General features: G+C 59.3%; 14 protein-coding genes and 4 pseudogenes. 13 read left to right on the top strand and 5 right to left on the bottom strand.

Translation table 11 applies throughout. The features are described from left to right. Positions 1–2: 2 nt before the first annotated feature. Positions 3–1,358, bottom strand: a complete 1,356-nt coding sequence (gene tssK, locus CO670_RS29085) for a type VI secretion system baseplate subunit TssK (RefSeq protein WP_016737477.1) — start codon at positions 1,356–1,358, stop codon at positions 3–5. 641 nt (positions 1,359–1,999) lie between these two features. Here tssK and CO670_RS29095 point away from each other — a divergent pair. Both CO670_RS29095 and CO670_RS29100 read left to right on the top strand, forming a co-directional pair. Next, positions 2,000–2,559: pseudogene (locus CO670_RS29095) on the top strand (transposase); the annotation flags it as partial. 965 nt (positions 2,560–3,524) lie between these two features. Beyond that, a complete protein-coding gene (locus CO670_RS29100) occupies positions 3,525–5,270 on the top strand; it encodes a hypothetical protein (protein WP_245426092.1) in 1,746 nt (581 codons plus the stop codon). Positions 5,271–6,451: 1,181 nt separating this feature from the next. Here CO670_RS29100 and CO670_RS29115 read toward each other — a convergent pair. After that, positions 6,452–6,842: pseudogene (locus CO670_RS29115) on the bottom strand (IS3 family transposase); the annotation flags it as partial. Positions 6,843–6,968: 126 nt separating this feature from the next. Here CO670_RS29115 and tssA point away from each other — a divergent pair. The 7 genes and pseudogenes from tssA to tssG form a co-directional block, all read left to right on the top strand. Next, complete coding sequence (tssA, locus tag CO670_RS29120) at positions 6,969–7,961, top strand: type VI secretion system protein TssA (RefSeq protein ID WP_004680423.1); 993 nt, start codon at positions 6,969–6,971, stop codon at positions 7,959–7,961. Between the two features lie 35 nt (positions 7,962–7,996). Further along, complete coding sequence (gene tssB, locus CO670_RS29125; protein WP_016737476.1) at positions 7,997–8,551, top strand: type VI secretion system contractile sheath small subunit; 555 nt, start codon at positions 7,997–7,999, stop codon at positions 8,549–8,551. A gap of 2 nt (positions 8,552–8,553) precedes the next feature. Beyond that, positions 8,554–10,041, top strand: coding sequence for a type VI secretion system contractile sheath large subunit (gene tssC, locus CO670_RS29130; protein ID WP_004680425.1), 1,488 nt, complete (start codon positions 8,554–8,556; stop codon positions 10,039–10,041). Positions 10,042–10,156: 115 nt separating this feature from the next. After that, complete coding sequence (locus tag CO670_RS29135; protein WP_004680426.1) at positions 10,157–10,690, top strand: type VI secretion system tube protein Hcp; 534 nt, start codon at positions 10,157–10,159, stop codon at positions 10,688–10,690. An 86-nt stretch (positions 10,691–10,776) separates the two neighbouring features. Further along, on the top strand, positions 10,777–11,280 hold the full coding sequence (tssE, locus tag CO670_RS29140; protein ID WP_004680427.1) for a type VI secretion system baseplate subunit TssE: 504 nt from the start codon (positions 10,777–10,779) through the stop codon (positions 11,278–11,280). After that, complete coding sequence (gene tssF / locus CO670_RS29145; RefSeq protein WP_008536039.1) at positions 11,280–13,166, top strand: type VI secretion system baseplate subunit TssF; 1,887 nt, start codon at positions 11,280–11,282, stop codon at positions 13,164–13,166. The genes tssE and tssF overlap by 1 nt, the downstream gene beginning before the upstream one ends. Then, positions 13,130–14,101 (top strand): annotated as a pseudogene (gene tssG / locus CO670_RS29150) (type VI secretion system baseplate subunit TssG); the annotation flags it as partial. The gene tssF and the pseudogene tssG, both read left to right, overlap by 37 nt. A gap of 105 nt (positions 14,102–14,206) precedes the next feature. Here tssG and CO670_RS33750 read toward each other — a convergent pair. Then, a pseudogene (locus CO670_RS33750) lies at positions 14,207–14,344 on the bottom strand (CoA ester lyase); the annotation flags it as partial. A 549-nt stretch (positions 14,345–14,893) separates the two neighbouring features. On the opposite strand from CO670_RS33750, the gene tssI reads away from it, so the two are divergent. Beyond that, entirely contained in the window at positions 14,894–16,921 is a 2,028-nt protein-coding gene (tssI, locus tag CO670_RS29155; protein WP_004680430.1) for a type VI secretion system tip protein TssI/VgrG, read from the top strand. A gap of 456 nt (positions 16,922–17,377) precedes the next feature. Here tssI and CO670_RS33685 read toward each other — a convergent pair whose 3' ends face one another. Further along, entirely contained in the window at positions 17,378–17,506 is a 129-nt protein-coding gene (locus CO670_RS33685) for a hypothetical protein (RefSeq protein WP_010068000.1), read from the bottom strand. 130 nt (positions 17,507–17,636) lie between these two features. Here CO670_RS33685 and CO670_RS29160 point away from each other — a divergent pair, with 130 nt between their 5' ends. From CO670_RS29160 to CO670_RS29170, 3 genes are all read left to right on the top strand, one after another. Continuing rightward, complete coding sequence (locus tag CO670_RS29160) at positions 17,637–18,608, top strand: hypothetical protein (protein ID WP_004680431.1); 972 nt, start codon at positions 17,637–17,639, stop codon at positions 18,606–18,608. A 526-nt stretch (positions 18,609–19,134) separates the two neighbouring features. Further along, positions 19,135–19,440 (top strand): hypothetical protein, encoded by a 306-nt coding sequence (locus CO670_RS29165; RefSeq protein WP_004680432.1) that lies wholly within the window; start codon positions 19,135–19,137, stop codon positions 19,438–19,440. A gap of 23 nt (positions 19,441–19,463) precedes the next feature. Further along, positions 19,464–19,727, top strand: coding sequence for a hypothetical protein (locus tag CO670_RS29170; protein ID WP_016737473.1), 264 nt, complete (start codon positions 19,464–19,466; stop codon positions 19,725–19,727). Positions 19,728–20,068: 341 nt separating this feature from the next. Here CO670_RS29170 and CO670_RS29180 read toward each other — a convergent pair whose 3' ends face one another. Next, positions 20,069–20,368 (bottom strand): hypothetical protein, encoded by a 300-nt coding sequence (locus CO670_RS29180; protein WP_016737472.1) that lies wholly within the window; start codon positions 20,366–20,368, stop codon positions 20,069–20,071. Positions 20,369–20,693 lie beyond the last annotated feature (325 nt).

A 20,693-nucleotide genomic window follows, 5' to 3' on the forward strand; every position in this document is an offset into this window, starting at 1 on the left:
GGCTAACTCAAATGTGGGTTCTGTCCGGCTCGGATGGCCCAGAGAGCCATTTCGAGATTTGGGAAGTCGCCAGCAACGTGCAGCGCCAAGCCGGCGGATTGGGGCATATCCTTCCAGAAGCGGCTATTTTGATCGATCTCGAAATAGCTGAATCCAACATGGAAGGGGATCTGACGCGGCGCGACCGGTAGGGGATTGATGATAATGCCGGGCAGTGCGACATTGACGAGTTCCGTGATTTTCTCCGCCGGGCCGATCTTAATCTGAGACGGGAACTCGCGCCGGAGGCGCTCGACCTCAATATCAGCCCGAGCAGCCAGCACGAAGCTCGAGGTCGTAAAGAGAGAGCGGTCGGCCACCTCAGCCACATGGACACCGTATTTTTGCCGCTGCAGCGGTACGGGGACCGCAGTCTGCTCAATCACTGCACCCAGCGAAGCCCGGATCGACTGTATCACTGGCAAAAACGCCTCCGCGAGAGAGTCGTGCTTGTAAACACCAAGGGTCGGGGCACGTTTATCGACGCGGGCGAACGTGGCTAGTTCACCCGCCAACTGGAGCATGAGAACATACAGCGATTCCGGATTTACAACGGCGGCCTTGGACAGGTGGCAGAAGTACGGCTCGTACCGATTGATCGCCTGCAGCAGAAGGAAGTCCGCGAGCTCTGCAACCCGGTTCGTTCCCGACTGGGAGACCCGAGTGGCCAGAGCTTCACCACGATGGTGAAGCAGGCCGGTGATCTCAGTGATGTAGTTCGAGAGGACCCGGGAGCTGGCGCAGTCGGGGGTTGGCGGCACGTGCGTTTCGTCCAGAATGATCTGTCGGTCGGCCCGGACCTCTATGATACGGGCGATTGGGATGCAAGTGTAGCCAGACCGGTCTGCCGCGTCCGGCAGCAGTCGAAAATCCAGCCTCGCTACGTCGATGGAGGCGCTGCCTCGCTCGCCAGCGTTGGTGTCGACAACATCCTCAGTGGAGACTGCGAAGCGGATAGGTACGTCAATTCCCGCTTGCGCGTCGGTTTCAAGAGCGCCGGGTTGATAAAACGGTACCGCCAAGTGAATAAGCGAATCTCGAAAATCCGGCGGAACGTCGTAGGGAGTTGGCTGGTTGGCTTCGTCAGGAATACTGAAGGGCATCCCGTCCTCCAAGACGCCGCGAGCCGCTTCGATGGCGATCTTACCGAGACCAAGCAGCTCTCGATTGAGCCGCAGCTCGCTGATACCCCACCCGTACCCATGCAAAACCGCCGTCCTGCTGCGCACCAGCTGTTCGACGTGACGATCGGCCTGCTGAAAATGCTGCGGGCGGAGGAACAAGCCCTCCGACCAGACGACCCTATTATTCCACGACATTCAAGACTCGCCTCGCGTCCACCTGACAGAACGGCTTTCTCCGTAAAAGTAGCAGAGCTTCACTGCCCCCTTGCATGCACATCTGATATCCAACAATGCGCTGGTAGAAGGGCATCGCGTGTCGGGACAGCTCAGATATGCAAGCGCCGAAGCTCATCAGGATTGGTCATGAGCCCCCTTGCAGCGCGACAAGCAAGGGGTCTCATCTAGACTGTCGCTCAGTAGCCCGTTGCCCTCAGAGCCTTATTGGTCGTTCATGTTCACACTGACCTACAACGCGCCAATTCGCCTGTCCTGTCACTCGTACGGGATGAATCTCGCAAATGACCGCCCGGAAGCCTTGAGACCCGGCGCCGCAAGTACGGGGCCAAAAGAGCAGCGCAACAGGCAAGGTGACACGTGATGCGCATTGCCTCGTCGAAAATGTTCCTGAATACGCTGAGGCAGTGCCGCCGCCAACATCGTCTTCACGCGCCGCCGCCCCTAAAGCACCTTGACGACCAGTTTAGCGATTAGACAACCACCTCCTGGACACGATCCACGAACCGGTTGCAGTCCCGGTTCGCGCCAGGTGCGGGATAGCAGCCTGGCGGCATGGATCATTCATGCGGCGAAGATAGGCATTTCCACATTTGGTGATGCCCAATAGCTAGCGAATGGGATATGCGCTGCGCCTCATGTTGGCGCGCGAGCACATGCAAGATGGCACGGTGGAGATCGACCGTTTTCATCTCGGTGAGCGACCGAGAATGGATCCGGACGGTCTACCGCCTGGACGGGGCCGAAAAGGCCTTTCGATACATGCAGGGCGCGCGACGGCGAAAGGGATCGAACCGCAACCTGCCTGATGGGCGGTGAGGCGTTCATGGCGATTGGCAAGAGCTTTGCTACGCATGAGAACGTAAAGCATTCGAGCCGCGAATTCGTCCAAGTCGCCGTCCACTCGGTGGGAGGTTTCAGGTCCCGGGTCCGCCGCACCATTGCCGGCGTCTTTCATCATATCAGCCCGCAGCATGCCTTGTCTTTCCACGAGATCGGCTTCCGCTGGTCACAGCGCATTGTTACGGGCCAGGCAGTGCGGATACTAGTCACGGGTGCCGCCGGCGCTGCGATTGCTGCAAGTCTTTCGCGCTATTACCGGCCGGCAATGCGCAGAAGTCCGGATGCCGGGATCATCGTTAGATCTCCCAGCCTTTTGTGATAAGGCCGCGTTGTTTAGCGGAAGCCAGCAAGGAGTTCGAAGACGAAGGCCGACCTCACTGGCGCCGCAATTGGCGACAGTTGCCACTACCCTGGTATCGTTGGGCCAATCCCACCATAGAAGAGATCATGTCGATGTTTCGTCGTAACCGGCTTGCGCGGCACCGGCGGCCGTCAGCGTTGATAGCAATCCGAGCCGATCGCCACATCAAGCACGGACCTCCGGTCTGGAGAACGGGTCGTCGCTGCATCTCTCGAAGGATCGCCGCTGTCGTTATGGGTTCACGCAGGAGCTGCGCCATAGCCGCTCACTAACCGGATGCGAGCATATCACCTGTGCATGCAATCCAATACCGGGACTGCGCTAGTTTGAATCGCGGGCTCTTCTCCGTGGTTTTTGAGGTTCTGCTGCAATGATGCGTTTACGCTACCAGTTATCAACGGCCTGGCCATGTCTTCGGGATCTGCCGGCCTCCCGTCACCTGAGCTCGATTCCGCAGAGCCGCCCCATGCCACAACAGCAAAAAACGGGACCCACGGTGATTGAGCGGCGTCCGAACGAGGCTCGGCAAGCTGGAGCGGTCGATGGTCGCAATCGCGCCCCTTGCACTCTGGTTAAGTCGCTTGAGCCCCTGATAAATTCTGACCTTCCGTCAGCAGTCGGTGCCCGACAGCTGACCCCTTGTTTCCTGAAGGCCATATCCCAGGGGGGTGAGCATGGTTGACAGGGACCCTCGGACTAAGGGGCAGGGCTCTTCGCGGCCGGATGAGGGCCGGCACCCAGCGGATCAAAGAGCGCAGTCTTCAGTGGCGCGTGTCGATCAAGTGGCCGACAACTTCAATTCGGACGACATCTGGCAAGAGAATTCGGTATTGCGTTACGTGGAAAGGCTAAGCGTCGACCAGCCAAGCCCGCCGACCGAGCTTCAAAGCCCTGAAGAACAAACCCCGCAAATGATGGCTGACATGACGGAACTGACGAGAGTTCCGGTCGTCCCGGCAGAGACCGCGTTCAACCTCACGAGGACAACAGATGAATACAATAATGCCGATCGCACTATTCACCTCGTCGAGGGCCAGCCGCTGGAGACTGGCCCTCAGCGCGGGGGGCTGCATGGCCTTGGGAATTTAGAAGCCTCAGCGGTTGCCGGGCCCACCGAGGTGCCGGGTGGAAGAGAGGAGCATTCGGCCATGTCCGAGGTGCCCGCGGAGCCCAGCGATCCGACCGGTGGCGGGCGCAAGAGGCGGACTACTGAGAAGGACGCAGATCCCAGGCCCAGCCGCAGGCAGACGTTATATGCTCAAAGGCCGCTGGCGTTGGCGCCTGATCTCAGCGCCGCGAATGCCGGCATAATCGTGGGGGCCTCAACGGGCGATCTCGTCAATCGAGCGGCGTTCCGGACGGTGTCGGCCCAGGACCAGGCGAGGCTGGACGAAATCGCCAGGCAGACACCGCGGCAGTCGAGGCAGAGCAAGGGGGCGTGGGCGGACGCGCTGAAGGCGGCCCATCCCAATCTCAGCGCCGCCGATGCCGCCGTAATCGTGGGCGTCGTAAAGCGGGTTATCGCCAGGAGGGCGGCGTATCGAACGGTGTCGGCCCAGGACCGGGCGAGGCTTGACGAGATCAAGGCGGCGACACCGCAGCTGCCGGGGCAGAGCAAGGGGGCGTGGGCGGACGCGCTGAAGGCGGCCCATCCCGATCTCAGCGCCGCCGATGCCGCCATAACCGTGGGCTCTTTTAAGGACGATATTGCAAGGAGGACGGCGTTCCGGACGGTGTCGGCCCAGGACCAGGCGAGACTGGACGAAAGCGCGGCGGTGACACCGCGGCTGCCGGGGCAGAGCAAGGGGGCGTGGGCGGACGCGCTGAAGGCGGCCCATCCCGATCTCAGCGCCGCCGATGCCGCCATAATCGTGGGTGCCGTAAAGCAGGATATTGCTAAAAGGGCCGCGTTCCAGACGGTGTCGGCCCAGGACCAGGCGAGACTGGACGAAATCGCGGCGGTGACACCGCGGCTGCCGGGGCAGAGCAAGGGGGCGTGGGCGGACGCGCTGAAGGCGGCCCATCCCGATCTCAGCGCCGCCGATGCCGCCATAATCGTGAATGCCGTAAAGCAGGATATTGCTAAAAGGACAGCGTTCCAGACGGTGTCGGCCCAGGACCACGCGAGGCTGGACGAAATCGCCAGGCAGACACCGCAGCTACAGGGGCAGAGCAAGGGGGCGTGGGCGGACGCACTGAAGGCGGCCCATCCCGATCTCAGCGCCGCCGATGCCGCCACCATCCTGGGCACCTTTAGGGACGATATCGCCAGGAGGGCGGCGTTCCGGACGGTGTCGGCCCAGGATCAGGCGAGGCTGGACGAGATCAAGGCGGCGACACCGCAGCTGCCGGGGCAGAGCAAGGGGGCGTGGGCGGACGCGCGGAAGGCGGCCCATCCCGATCTCAGCGCCGCCGATGCCGCCATAGTCGTGGGTGCCGTAAGGCGCGATATCGCCGTGAGGACGGCGTTCCAGACGGTGTCGGCCCAGGACCAGGCGAGGCTGGACGAAATCGCTAGGCAGACACCGCAGCTGCCGGGGCAGAGCAAGGGGGCGTGGGCGGACGCGCTGAAGGCGGCCCATCCCGATCTCAGCGCCGCCGATGCCGCCATAATCGTGGGTGCCTCGAAGAAACGGATAGCCAGGAGGGCAGCGTTCAAGGTGATATAGGACGGCTCATGACTCATCACCACATTCCCTAGGAACTGCACCATCATGTGCGTTGGTTGTCCACCACGGGATTGCATGAGCATGTGAGAGCGCCGAATTTTTCTTCAGTCTGGAGGCCAATACCTGGCTCGAGATCGATATTTAGGGGCACGACGGCCGGCGCATTCCGGCTGACTAACACGCCGAGAGCGACCTCGTCTTCGACGGTCGGGAGCGCAGAATGTCGGCTCGCATGCCGCTGCGACCATCAGCCCGCTCCTCGCAAGATTGGCGCCAAGGCCGCCGTCGAACGATGGCGACGAGGCAAGTTTTTCCAAAACTTTCTTTAGCATAGAGGTAGAAGGATCGCTACAGCGGGGTTGCAGTGCGCGGGCGGCTAGGGTGACTAAGTGCGTGCACTCCACGACCGTCAAACGGGGTCGGTGTCCGTCAATTCGAAATCGCAGGGATCTGCACGAGAGACCGCGTGGTTGCCCTGCACGACTAATGGAAGCAGGGTCGACAGTCACGTTGGGATGCGGTAGGTGCGCGATAGAACGGGGGATTGGCGGCGGGACTCGATTCTTTTTAGAAGATCACGCAAAGCCGCATCACACCCATTGTCAAAAGTAAATACCGCGACGATGGTTATTAACCTTCGACTTCCGTCGAAAACGGCAATGGCGCTCACGAAGGAGGCCGGCCGCTGCGAAACCCCGCCATCTCCGCACCCCACTCCTTCGCTCCAACTGGGAGCAAAATGAATGAGGCAACGTGCGAATCTCGGGGAGCATCGTTACATGCGGTCAATACGGATCTCATCCAGATTGTCGCCCTATATGCCTCGTGCGGCGGTCCGGCGGAGCGCAGGAGATATAATGCCGTTGAAGTGCTCGAGCCGTTCTACCACTGACGCCGGGTCGCTGCACGCGCGATGGCGCCGACACCCCCAAGAGCGATCGCCGAGGACGCCATCCACCTTATGCAGCAACTGGCGCGGAGGCGGCCGCGCGAAGACTTCGTAGTTGGAGGCCTTCAGGCTCACGTTTGCAACGGTACTCCGCAGGTTGCCCTTTGCAACGACTGCCCGACGATGTTAATTCAATCTGGCTGAGCTTGTACCGTCAAGTTTATCCAGTTTGGGGTTCGCTCCAGCGGTGGGTTGCGCATCTGCGGCGGCATCGGCGGGTTTAGGTGCGGAGACCATTCCGGCTGCGCAGCACTGCATCACGTCGCGGGTTGCCGATCTGGGCGAACTCTGCAGGGTTAGTTAGCCGAGGCCAGAGTGCTTGGCTTGCCACGCTCCTCGATAACCCGATCCAGTCCACAGGCGACCGCAGGCCGGAGAGCGAAGTATCGGCGACGAGAGTCCGGCTTTCCTCACGACCATCAGAAGCCTGAACCCGCGCCAACGATCATTGGCAGCCAGCGGGATCAACACCAACGCTTGCCTTTCGCTCGTTTCCGGCCACGGCGCTTGCGCATCGTGAGCTTCTCCTCCCGATGGACCCGGAAGAGCTTCTTGTTGTTCACAAGGTGTCCCTCGCGCCTGAGCAGCACATAGCTGCGTCAAGATCCGAAGCGGCGGCATTCACGCCCCAAGCATTCACGACATATACGAATGTCGATTGTGCATGAGCAATCGCGTCTGCTCATTGCTAAACATTGAGAAACAGAGGCGCGACGATCTTTTATGTCGGGAAAACTGGGATTTGGGTCATGCTCGATGCAGATCATCTATTAAAACCGATCAGCGACGGCAACGCATGCGGGGATGCTCTCGATTACGATTTGAGCTTCCTGGAGCTGGAGATAGCGTCGCATGGCAAGCCGCACCAGCAGATAGGCGACTCCATCGCCACCGAGGAGGCTCCCGATTGGACAGAGGTGTGGCGGCTTGGCCTCGACCTTTCTGCCCGCACTAAGGATCTAAGAGTCGGAATCTTGCTCACACGATCCGCCCTCAGTCAGTTCGGCTTCTCTGGTCTAAGTCGGGGGCTTGAGCTGCTCGCGGCCTATGTCGAGCTCTACTGGTCAGAGCTACATCCGCGACCGGATCCAGAAGATGACGAAGATCAGACCGTTCGCCTCAACGCTCTAGCGAGCCTCTGCGATCTCTCCGGGCTCTTGGCAGAAATACGCCAAGTCCCACTCACCTCCTCCAGGCAATTCGGGACTTTCACGCTCCGCGATTGGGCTGGTGCGCTACGGTCCCAATCTACGGAAATTGATCGTTCGACCATCGAGCACGCCTTCATCGACACCGATCCACTGCAGCTCGAGCAGATCAGCACTGGTCTCCACGCCAGCCTGGCAGCCGCCACCCATCTAGACGCGAGTGTTCGGCAGCACGTCGCGAGTGACGAGGCCGTTCGATTCGACCCTCTGATAGTGCTACTCACCCAGGCCAAGGATCTGGTCGACGCCCATCGGAAAAGGGCCCAGCCTGCAGCCCCGGCATCTCCATTGCCAGACTCTAGCAAGGCCTCTTACCCCGAAGTGATCCGCAACCGCGATGACGTTGTCGAAATTCTTGGCCGCATTTGCCACTGGTACCAGGTGAATGAGCCCGCGAGCCCGCTGCCAGCCCTCCTGGAGCGCGCGCAGCGACTTGTCTCGAAGGACTTCATGGCTCTTATCAAAGAGTTGGCGCCAGAAGGGGTTGCCCAATACCGTTCGATTGCCGGTCTGGCGGTCGGCGAGGGCACGTGACGTGCGCAATCTTCCCTATCAGGAGAGTGGAACACATGACAAAGGCGAGTAGTCAAAAGTTCATCGCGCGGGTTCGTCCGCCTCGCGTACAGATCGAATACGACGTCGAGACCTATGGCTCTCAGAAGAAGGTTCAGCTTCCCTTCGTGGTCGGCGTGATGTCCGACCTCGCCGGCAATGCTGCCGAGCCGCTTGCCCCTGTCGCGGAGCGCAAGATGATGGAGATCGATATCGACAATTTCGATGATCGGCTCAGATCGCTGAGGCCCAGGGTGGTGATGCGGGTGCCGAACCTATTGACCGGAGAAGGCCAACTCGCTGTCGACTTGACGTTCGAGCGGCTCGAAGATTTCTCGCCGGCGGCCGTGGCGCGCAAGGTCGACAGCCTTAGCAGGCTGCTCGAGGCGCGAACGGAGCTCTCCAATCTGCTGGCCTATATGGACGGTAAGAACGGTGCCGAAGAGTTGCTCACCCACTTCCTCGCGGATTCGGCACTGCTAAGCGCCCTCGGCAATGGCATCGAGACTGAGAAGCCTGATGCATTGGTTGCCGCTCCGCCATTGCCATCCCCAGACACAGAGGAGAACTGATCATGATGCCTGCAGATGCCACAGATGTACAGGTCGCCACCGTTGATCTCGGCGATTTCACCCGCATGCTTCGATTCGAGTTCAAGATCCGCTCGGACCACTCCCGTGACTTGGTGGAGAGTGCCGTCCGAACACTGGCCGAGCAGGCACTTCAAAACACGTCGCTAATCAGCGACGATGTCGTCACGACTATCCAAGCAATGATTGCTTCGATCGACCAGAAGCTTTCTGCACAACTCAACGAGATCCTCCATCACGAAAATTTCCAGCGCGTGGAATCAGCTTGGCGGGGCTTGCATCACCTTGCCATCAACACCGAAACCGATGAAACGTTGAAGATTCGCGTTCTCCCAGTTTCAAAGGTGGAGATGTCCCGAACTCTGCGGAAATATAAGGGTGTCACCTGGGATCAGAGTCCGCTATTCAAAAAAATTTACGAAGACGAATACGGCCAAATCGGCGGTGAACCCTATGGCTGCCTGATTGCCGACTACTATTTCGACCATACCCCACCGGACGTAGAGTTGCTTTCGGGACTGGCGCAGATCGCGGCGGCGAGCCACTCACCGCTTATATCTGCCGTCTCACCACATCTGCTGCAGATGGATTCTTGGCGTGAGCTTGCGAACCCGCGTGACATCACAAAAATCTTCCTCACGCCCGAACATGCCCCTTGGCGGGCGTTCCGCGAGAGCGAGAACTCTCGGTACGTGGCCCTGACCTTACCACGCACCCTTGGCCGGCTGCCCTACGGGGCCAAAACCAACCCGGTCGATGAATTCGCCTTCGAGGAGGACACAGACGGCGGCGACAGCGAGAAATACCTTTGGACGAACGCAGCCTACGCCATGGGCGTAAATATCACGCGCTCGTTCAAGCTCTATGGCTGGCTCTCCAGAATTCGTGGCGTCGAATCCGGCGGCCTGGTCGAGGGTCTGCCGGTACATACCTTCCGCAGCGACGACGGTGGCGTCGACCTAAAATGCCCCACTGAGATCGCGATCAGCGACCGCCGTGAGGCCGAACTGTCCAAAAACGGTCTTCTACCGCTGTTGCACCGCAAAAACACGGACCTCGGCGTATTTATTGGCGCTCAAACTATTAACAAGCCGGTCAAATACGAAGACCCCGACGCGTCAGCGAACGCCGAACTCAGTGCACGGCTACCCTACATCTTCGCAACCTGCCGCTTCGCACATTATTTGAAGTGTATGGTCCGGGACAAGATTGGCACGTTCAAGGAGCGCCACGAGGTCGAGGAGTGGCTCAACCAATGGATTCAGGGCTATGTCCACCCCTCGCCCGAGCTTGGGAGCGAAGAGAGTAAGGCACAGCAGCCGCTCTCCTCAGCCGAGGTCAAGGTGGAAGAGGTCGAAGATAATCCCGGATATTACGTTGCGAGATTTTACATGCGGCCACACTACCAGCTCGAAGGCCTAACCATCTCTTTGAGACTTGTCTCGCGCCTGCCATCCGCCCGCAAGGACTGAGAAAACCCGCAGATGATTGTGCTCCGTTCTCGGCGCCAAAACTCCGGAATAGCTGCCCCGGGCTGGCCGATGCAATCCAGGCCCAATCAGATCAACGAGAAAAGGAAAGTCCATCATGGCGTTCGACGCGGTTATAAAATTCACGCAAGCGTCCAAGGACGGCATTTTGCCCAAGGGCGAATCTATCATTCTAAAGGACGGTATCACCCTAGCGGACGAATGGAGCTTTTCACTCGAAAACAAGCTGAACATTGGGCCTCATACCGCCGGGGCGGGCGCGGGCAAGGCCGAATTCGAGGTCTTCACTATCAAGAAGCAGGTGGATACGTCATCGCCCTCTCTGTACGTTGCCTGTGGTCGCGGCGCCCACTTCAATAGCGTCGAACTGAAACTTTTCAAAGCGACGGGGAGCGGACAAGCTACATCAGAATCGAACCTGTTCTTGCACTGGAGTTTCAACATGCTGGTAGTCGAGAAGGTCGAGTGGTCCTATGCGGAAGAGGCCCCCGAGGAGACGATCACATTCCGGTTCGGCGCCTGCAAGGTCATTTATTACAGGCAGGATGAAAAAGGCGCTCTTACCAAAGCCGGCGAGGGCATCTGGAACCAAATCGCGAACAGCACCGACTTCAATAGGCTCGTCGGCTGATGGGGCCATCGGCAACCCGGGAATATTCGGGGCTGCGCGCGAAAACGACGGATCGACTCGTCGCTATTGCACCTGGAGATTGTAACATGGGCAGAGATGTTAAGCGGGATCTCGTGCAACCATCCCTCCTGGACCGGCTTACGGACGATGAGCCGCGCAGCTCGTGTGAAGCGCAGGACAAGCGCAGCTTCTCTGTTCGCCAACTGGAAGAGGTGATTCTACGCGATGTTTCCTGGTTGTTGAACACCAATCAATTGGGTGCAACCGTAGATCTACAAGCGTACCCTCACGTAGCGGCCAGTGCACTTAATTATGGTGCCTGGCCTCTCAGCGGACAAATTCGCGAAGGGATGGATAAGAGCGCATTGCGCGAAGCGATAATCGAGAGCCTTCAGCGCTTTGAGCCGCGTCTCTTACCGGACACCCTGAAGGTCACGGTCCTGGACGATGGTCAGGGTTGCGGCACTTTTCGCTTTAGGATCGAAGCCGATCTGTGGGCGCAGCCGTTGCCGGTGCGAATGGTGATGCGTACGGAGGTAGATTCCGAGCTCGAATCCGCCCGCGTTCATCTCGGTACAGAGATAAGCTGATGGATCCCCGGCTCCTGCGACTGTACAACGACGAACTTGCTTATATGCGCGAGATGGGGGCCGAGTTCGCCCGCGCATTCCCGAAGGTCGCCGCCCGGCTCGGGATGGAATCAGCGGAGGTCGCCGACCCCTACGTCGAGCGGCTTCTGGAAGGCTTCGCTTTCATGGCGGCGCGGGTGCAATTGAAGCTTCAGTCTCGCTTTCCGGAATTCACCCAGCACCTCCTGGAGATGGTCTATCCGCATTTTCTACCGCCGCTCCCCTCGATGACGATCGTCCGTTTCGAGCCCGACCAGGATGCCGGACGACTTGAAAATGGATACCTCGTGCCGCGGGGAACCAAGCTTTTGGGCCGTCTTGCTCCGGGCGCCGTCACACATTGCGAGTTCCGCACGGCCCATGATGTGCATCTCTGGCCAATTGTGGTGAGCGCTGCCGATTATTTTTCGACGCCGGGGCAGATCGCCGCACTGGATCTTCCGGCCCGGCAAGATGCGAAGGCTGCTTTGCGACTACGCCTTCGCACCACCAATGGCATGCCGTTCAATAAACTCGGACTAGAGGCTCTCACACTGCACCTAACAGGCCCCGGTGGCATCGGCGCCGCACTCGCCGAACAGCTTCTCGGTGACGCATGCAATATCATAGCCCGTCCGGTCGGCCGGCCTATCCCTTGGCAGGAAAAGATTCCGGTTCATGCGCTGCAGCAACGCGGTTTGGAGCCGAGCTGTGCTCTCCTGCCCGAGGTGCCACGCTCTTTCGACGGGTACCGTCTCCTACAGGAGTATTTCGCCCTCGCGGAGCGGACGTTGTTCGTCGAGGTTAGCGGGCTGGCAGACGCAGTAGCCCTGTCAACTGCCGAGACCCTTGAGATCGTCTTCGCACTCAGACGTGTCGAGCCACGGCTGGAACGACAGCTCGGACCCCAAAATATCGTTCTCTTCGCAACGCCCGCGATTAATCTCTTCGAACGCCAGGCAGATCTCGTCCACGTGAGCGACAAGAACACCGAGCATCATGTGATTGTTGACAGGATGAGGCCGCTCGACTTTGAGGTCCACTCGATCCTCGAGATGAGCGGAGACGGGGCGAAAAACGAAGCGGCTCCCGTGAGGTTCTACCCGTTCTATAGCATCAGCGCGCACGGTCAGGAGGAGCAGCATTCCAGATACTACGCGATCCGCCGGGAGCAGCGCCTCATGTCGGAGCACCAGCGTCTAAATGGCGCGCGGACTGGCTACATCGGCAGCGAAACGTTCGTTTCTCTAGTTGATCGCCAAGCGGCTCCCTATTCGGCGGAACTCCGGCATTTGTCTGTAAACTGCCTGTGCTCGAACCGGGATCTGGCGCTGCTGCTGCCGATCGGCCGGGACGAGACAGACTTCACCCTGGAAATCGGCGCTCCAGTTACCGCCACCCGGTGCGTATCGCCCCCGAGCCGACCGCGCCACTCCTTCGCCAATGGCGATATCACTTGGCGATTAATTAGCCATCTTTCACTGAACTACCTCTCGATCAGCAATTCCGATAGGAACGACCACCGGGGCGCAGAAGCGCTACGTGAACTCCTCCGCCTCTACGTCGATCCAGTCAATGCCTTCGCCTCACGGCAGATCGACGGGATCCGGGAGATTCGGTCCAGGCCTGCGGTCAGGCGATTGTCCAGCGGTGGACAAGCCGCCGTAGCACGTGGGATTGAGGTTGGTATCATCCTGGACGAAGCGGCCTTCGAAGGCGTTGGCATCTTTCCGCTCGCCTCCGTGCTCAACCAGTTCTTCGCGAAATACGTATCCATCAACAGCTTCACCGAGATGGTCGTCTCGACGCTACAGCGCGGGGAGGTAATGCGATGGCCGACGATGGCCGGCCGCCGGGCGATCCTTTGATTTCGGGGGCACTCGGCGACTTCCTAAGCTCGCTCAGGGCCGAACCGCATGCCTGCGACTTCTTCCAGGCTCTGCGGCGGATCGATGCAATCTGCTCAGATCGGCCTCGGCTGGGAGAATCGAGCGGTCCCAGCCTGGATCGCGTGCGGATCGCCCAGCAGCCCTCCCTTGCATTTCCGACTCGATCGATCGCGGGCGTGACTGCGCACGAGGAGAACGACCCCGTAATCTCCACCTACGCCTTCGGCTTGTTTGGACCCCACGGTCCCCTCCCATTGCATCTGACGGAGTACGCCCTTCTCCGGCAGCACAACGCCGCGGATGAGACGCTGATCCGATTTGCTGATACCTTTCATCATCGAATGGCCTCGTTCTTCTTCCGCGCATGGGCGGAGGGCGAACCGACCGTGAGCTATGACAGGCCACAAGAAGATCGATTTGCCCTTCAGCTCGGCGCGCTAGCCGGCTTCGGGATGACCTCCCTGCGCGCGCGGGATGCTATGCCTGATCTGGCCAAACTCCACTTCACCGGCCGTCTCGCCTCACACACCCGCAACGCCGAGGGGCTCGCTGCCATCCTCGCCAGCTTCGTCGAGGCGCCGGTTGATATCCGTGAATTTGTCCCAAAGTGGGTGGATCTGCCCCGCATATCGCTCTGCCTCCTGGGCCGCGACCCGGCCACGGGCACGCTGAACAGCAACGCTATTGCAGGTGCGAGGGTCAGAGTGTGGCACCATCGGTTCCGACTCATTGTGGGTCCCCTCAGCCTGGCTCATTACGAATCGCTTCTGCCCGCAGCTCCCGGCCTTAAGTCGATAGCGGAGATCATCTGCAACTACCTTGGAGATGAACTTGACTGGGAGATTAACCTCGTTCTCCGTCAGGAGCAGGTCCCGGAAGTGCAGTTGGGTCGCTGCGGCAGACTCGGATGGTCCAGTTGGATGGGCAAGCGGAAAACGCGCCAGCACGCCGATGACTTGACAACTACCCCGACTGACCGGGGCCCACCGGCTGCCGCATGGCACTCTCCTGAAACGGACATCCATGATGCGGCGGGCCCGCTCGACCTTCTTTTCGGGCGGGGAGAAGATCTCCTTGGCGAGATCGATCTGGAACGGGTGAATGGCCCACGTAACCTCGATACCAAGTGCGGCGGCACGGCGGGCGGCGGCTTGGAAGGCCCGTTATGACAAGCATCGGAAGCTCGACTCTCTTCAGTAAGCTCAACGCAAACTGCAATGGGACCGCCAAGGCCCTTTGCAAAATTCGCCGTGACGCCTCTTTGGAACGTTATCGCCATTTTGACGCCCTTGAGGCTTCAGCAGCGGAGAGGCCTATCGAGCCGACGATCGCGGCGAAACTCGACCACCGTGGTTGTCCGCTCGGGCGCTGCGCCCTGGGCCTGGTTGAATCTTCCAGGAGACACGTCGTCGCTAGCACCGCCGGAATCCGCCAACTCATCGATGTTACAAGGCCGCATGGCGAGATTTGGGTGGGATTTAGCGTGGGTGAGTTCCAAGAGACCCACACGCTTTCTTCACCCCGCCCTCCCCCGCTTGGCTCTGACGATGCGGGCCAGCAAGACATCTTGGCTGAGCAACGGTCGGCGATTTCGATGCACGAAATAAACGCTTTTCGGCATCTTCGCCGATGGCTTCGGCAGCATCCTACTCACGCCATCGGGCGCAACCGCGCCTTCTCATCAAATCTGCGGAACACACACCACCATGGTCGAGTCAAGAATCGAGAGTCTCTTAAGGCACAATCGTTTTGTTGCGGTCACTTCGGCCGCGTCCGAGTTGAATGAAATCTCTCTCCGGCGGCTCAGTGGCACCGAGCGGCTGGGGGAACCTTTCCTCTACGAGGTGAAGCTCGCCAGCCGCAATCCAGTTCAGAACTTTGCTACGATCCCCGGTCAAAACCTGACAATCGGCCTTAAGCTCAAGGACTCGCAAACCCGCTTCTTCAACGGTGTTGTTACGCGCTTCCAATATCTCGGCCTCGACGATACCGAGCACCTCAACTACGTGGCGCAGGTGCGGCCGTGGATTTCATTGCTCGAGCATCGCTCTAACAGTCGGGTCTTTCAGAACAAGACGAGCATCGAGATCATCACCACGATTTTTCGAGAACATAAAGGCAATTTCAAGAATCAGACCGCCCGACGGTTCCCACAGCGCCCATATTGCGTCCAGTACGATGAAACGGATCTGGCCTTCGTCAGCCGCCTCATGGAGCAGGACGGCATCTACTACTATTTTGAACATGCTGAGGACCAACATGACCTGGTGCTGGTCGACAACGCCGCGAGTCACATGGCCTGCACGCCTGAGATCGTAGAGACCCACCACAATCTCAGGCCTGCCCGAAGTCTTTACCAAGAAGATGTCATCCTGCATTGGGACGAGGTCGTATCGCTACAGCCGAACAAGGTCGTTCTCAGGGACTATGACCATGAGAAGCCGATGGCAGAACTGACGTCTGTCGCGCGTGTTCCTCCCGTGAGGACAGGCGGCATTCCGCCATGCAAGCTCACGGGAAGCGCCATCACCCGACCGCGGGAGAGCGTGGCGGTCAGAACGGGCGAGACCTCGTCGGCAAGCAGCGGCTGCACGGCAATGCGGGAGGTCTTCGAGTATCCAGGCCAGTATACAAAAAAAAGCGATGGCGATTTCTACGCCACCATCCGTGCCGAGGAACTCGCCTGCAACGCTTATCGCGCGCGGATCGAAAGCACTGCGCGCCAGATAACGACCGGGTCATTATTCAAGGCGGCAAATCCCTTCTACTACGGCCAGGTCGGTTCCCGCCCGAAACCCACCGATCGCTTTCTGGCAGTCGGACAGGACTTCACTGTCATCGGTGAGGTGGGGGACGATCTCACTGCGGACACCGTGGGGGGGAAGGGCGAGCGGTTCCTCTATCACAGCAACGTAGAGATTATCCCCGCGACCACCCAGTACCGACCGAGGCGCCGCACACCGGCGCGGTTGATTCACGGACCGCAGACGGCCGTCGTCGTGGGCCCCGAGGGCGAGTCGATCGCGACGGATAAGTACGGCCGTGTGAAGGTTCAGTTCTTCTGGGACCGAGAAGGCGGAAAGAACGAGAACAGCTCCTGCTGGATTCGGGTGGCCCAGAACTTCGCTGGTAAGGGTTTTGGCAACCTGGTCGTCCCACGGATCGGCCATGAGGTCGTGGTTGATTTCATCCACGGCAATCCCGACACGCCCCTGGTGACCGGCGTCGTATACAATGGCTCAAATCTGCCGCCTGAAACCCTGCCGACCGACAAAACGCGGTCGACCTTCCGGACGCATACCGATGGCGGCGCCGCTAATGCCTACAATGAACTGCGCTTTGAGGACAAGCAGGGCCGTGAGGAGGTCTATTTGAAGGCCCAGAAGAATCATACCGTCGAGGTCGGGAATATCTACAGCATCGACGTCAAGAGACACTTCCTCCTGACCTCGGGCGGCGCCGCGCCCGACTCCCCTGCCGCAGCGGCCTTAGGTAGCCGCGTCGAGGTAACACCCGACAAGATCCGCCTTGTAGTATCGGGCAGAACCGGCCCGCAGGCCATCGAAATCAGCGGCGATGGGATCGCCATTATCGGCACGATGATTGGCGTTATGGCAACGCCTCCGCGGCTCGGGTCCATCGTCTCCATGCCGCCGCCGACACCGGGTCCACCCACGCCGTCGATAATGAAGCTTATTGCGACACTCGGGCTGCCGCCTGTTACGCCCGAGTGACACGATGTCAAGGTGAACTGGTTCTGGGCCTCGGCTGTCCGGAAGTCGTTGCCTTTAAGTCGGCAGGGCCCTGCAGGCGTAGAGAAAAAGCGTAACGGCTTCGGCGTCGTAAGCTGACCTACCAAATCAACGTGACACTGCGAGATTGCCCGAAAATGAGGAAAGGTTATCGCGCGTGAGCGTTTGTTCCGGGAACTTGCGCCTCAGTTAGATGGAGTTGCCACGCGAAATCGGCCGCAAGCGGCTCCAAATGCGTCTGGTTTAGGTCTCCACCAAGCTGAAACTGGTGGATGAAATACCTTTATCACTCGGCGTCACGAAATTGCGATCAGGGCGCGGGCGGCGCAAAAATCAGCGTTCTCGATCTGGGCGTTACAGCGCTGCTTTGCAGGGCGGGCTCTCGCCTCGAAGCGCTTCTGGCGGAGCGTGGCCGCCTCGAGCAGCAGTCGAAGCCTTTCACCATGCTCGAAGGTGTCTCGCTTCTATTTGCGTTTCGAGTTCCTGATAGGCGCTGGCCATGCCTGTCAGGCCGAGTTTGCGCAGCATGTCAATGGTGGGATTGTTCAACGTCGCGATAAAAATCATGCGCTGTCCAGCTCGAGGGAGGACGCTGGCCATGCCCCCGAAGCATAACGGGATACGAATTTGGTATTGGAAGGAAAGGTCGCGACGGAAGTAACATCAGCAGTGACGCAATGACCTAAGGAACGACGCAATGTACGGCAGAAGGCAGGGGGGTGTTGGCAATAGTTCCGAACAAGGCGGTGAAGACACCTTTAACTGGGTTGAAGGCTTGACTGGCTCCTCGTCCGGCGAAGCGGCACTGAAAGAAATTTTACTGGCCTGGGCGGAAGACGGGCAGCAGGAGCAGGACGAGGACCGGCACGAGGCAATGGCACGGATCGAGGCCTGGACGGAAACCCGCAATTTTCGTGCCCCCCTGAACTTAACATCGCTGTCCCTAACGGCACTGCCCCCCACCTTACCGGCCGGCCTCCAGCGGCTCAACGCCAATGACAACCGGTTGGGCAGGCTGCCCAACAACCTCCCGCCCGGTCTGCGAAAGCTCTCTGCCTGCGACAACCAGCTGACCACGCTGCCTGAGGTTCTTCCGGACATGCTCGAGACGCTCTACGTCGACGGCAACCGGCTGACCAGATTGCCGAACGAGCTTCCTTCCGGACTAAAGTATCTCTACGTCAACCACAACCGGCTGACCAGTTTGCCCGATAACCTGCCGCCTGAGCTCAGGGAGCTTCATGTCACCCGCAACGAAATCGCGCACCTGCCGGAGAATCTCCCCCTCGAATTGACGGATCTCCGCGCCGAACTCAATAATATAATTCGCCTGCCCGAGCGCCTTCCTGCAAAGCTCACGAGGCTCGAAGTCCCTCACAATGAACTGACTAGCCTACCCGAGGACCTCCCGGCCACCCTAAAGTGGCTCAGCACCGACAGTAATGAACTGACCCACCTGCCCCCTAACCTGCCGAGGGGGCTGGAGGAGCTTAGCGTTCGTGGAAACAACCTGAGAGGACTTGGCGACGGGCGAACTGCACTGCCGTACATTCTGTCGCAGCTTCCGCCTCATTGCAAAGTGTACCTGAATAACAATCCGCTGCCAGATCGACTGCGGGCGCACCTGAGCGCGCAAAGCGGGACGAGCCTTCCGCAGATCTTTTTGTGATGCTGCCTGACAAACGGGCCAAACTAGGTCCCTGCGTTTTGAGTAAAAGGCCTTTTGCCGAAGCCATGGCGGTGGGGTGCAGGCCAGGTATGACGCGTGCGGATCAAAAACAATGAGTTTGCAGGTTTATGCCGCTCGCCGGAATATGTTGAGTTGTGGAAGCAACAGACGTCTCACTGAAGACTATGGCCGGAAAGCCCAGGCTCGGCACTTGTGTCCTTCGGGCGACCTTGCATGCGAGCCAGTTCGTACAAAGGATTACCCGCTATCGCGTACCAGGAGGTGCGACGCGTACGGCCTAGAGGCATTGCCGCCGGTTGGAACGTTCGGAAGCTGGACCCAGATTTCAACAGGCCTCAAGCGCATCCACCATTTCCACATGGTCCACCCCCAGCATCGCGTATTCGTTGATCTAACTACCCGAGACTCCAGCCTACGGGCCTATTTGCATTCGTCGGCGATCGACGACTCTGTCGCCTATTAGTTGAAATAGAGTTTTCGTGGCGAGCCAGCAGAGGAACAGCCCATGGATGAGAAAAACAGCCCCATTGTTTGCATCTCGGGTGTAGACGAACGAAAGCTCGGCGCCGCTCTAATCGCGGTCCAATCGGCATTTAGTGTCGCGATTGCGGAACTATCGAAGCTTCACAAAGGGAACAGTCCTCAGTGGTTCGAAGACCTGGAGGAGGTGGTAATCGCTAACGCAAAAGGCACAGTCACCGAGGGCATCTCGCTGGATGTCGAGGTGGAAAGCCTCAAATTCGGCATCGACGTCCTTCGGGCGATCTTAGATGTCAGCCGCGTTGAGCTAGGCTTTGCAGCAAAGGAATAACCTTTCGCCCAAACGAGGTCTCGATGCTATTGGCGCCGGAGATGTTCGATGCACACTCGAACCTTCGCATGAGTACCGCGCTCGTCGCCAAAGTCGCCCGCATCGTCACCAAATGGTATGGCCGTCCGACAAACCAGGAGGTCTTGCCGCAGATGATCGACGATACGACCTATGCATGGCGCACCGGCGTTTTTGAGGCAACGCGCGTTTTCCATGCGGAAGACCCGGGCGGACCAACCTTCATCGGGGGCAATTTGCGCAAGCCGGACTCCCATGGAAGACAATAACTTGTCGGACGCTGGGCGCACGAGACTGAGGGACTCAGCGTTGAAGATGTGCCGACAAGCTCGGCATTAGCGATGCACCCTGTATAGCGGGCAGCGACCGCCTTGCCATGCTTGAAGATGCCCTGAGCCGACACGCCCACAGTTGATAAAGATGTCGACTCAGTACCGCCGGCCGCTCCTCACCTTCTACCTTGCTGAGCCGCCAGCCATTGCGGCTCGTGGCAAGGATTTTTCGGACTCTTCCCGAGAATATGCACAACGCGACGCAGCGCTTGTCGACCCGCTGTTTCGTGAAGTTCGCGCTCGCCAGGAAATGGTGCGTGATGAGCCCTTTGTAAGAGTCACCCTTGCGCCGGCAGTCCGAGACCTCCCCGTTCATCTGGTTCGTCGTCTGGAATCGCAATCGATCGATGATCGACCTCCGCCCCTTCGTCGCAGGGATACACATCAAGTGGATTTGACCTGGACAGCGACCGCTCGCGCTGGAGCGCCGAATACCGGCGGCGCATTTCACCGGACGCAATCGACCCTGCCGTCCAAAGAGCGACCAGTTCCATGAAACCCGGGTCTTCATCGATCCGGATTCCTCGCGCCTTCCAACGCGCGATGACCCGCTCGGCTATGTCCCTGCGTGAATCCATTACCACTTCCCTGCCCCCTGCCCCCTGCCGCCTACGCGGTTAGATACCAAGATGGTGGGTTCTTCGCCAGTTCAAACCGTCCAATATGTCACGCCGGCCGCCCGCGATCCGTTTTCAGGAGCTTGTTAGCTGGAGCTATCGAGATCGCAGGACACACTTTCCAGCTCTCTCCCGACCTGATGGTCCCCGTCACCATCTTTTCCGTCCATGAATAAGGTAGGCCGCCCCCGATCAGTCCAGGCGATTTAAGTGCGAGTCCGCTTTTACGTCGCCTTGAGGTCCGTCAGCACCTTGTCAAAAGCATCCTTGACCGGCTTTGAGATTT

The organism is Rhizobium sp. J15, assembly GCF_002531825.1.
GTDB lineage: Bacteria > Pseudomonadota > Alphaproteobacteria > Rhizobiales > Rhizobiaceae > Rhizobium.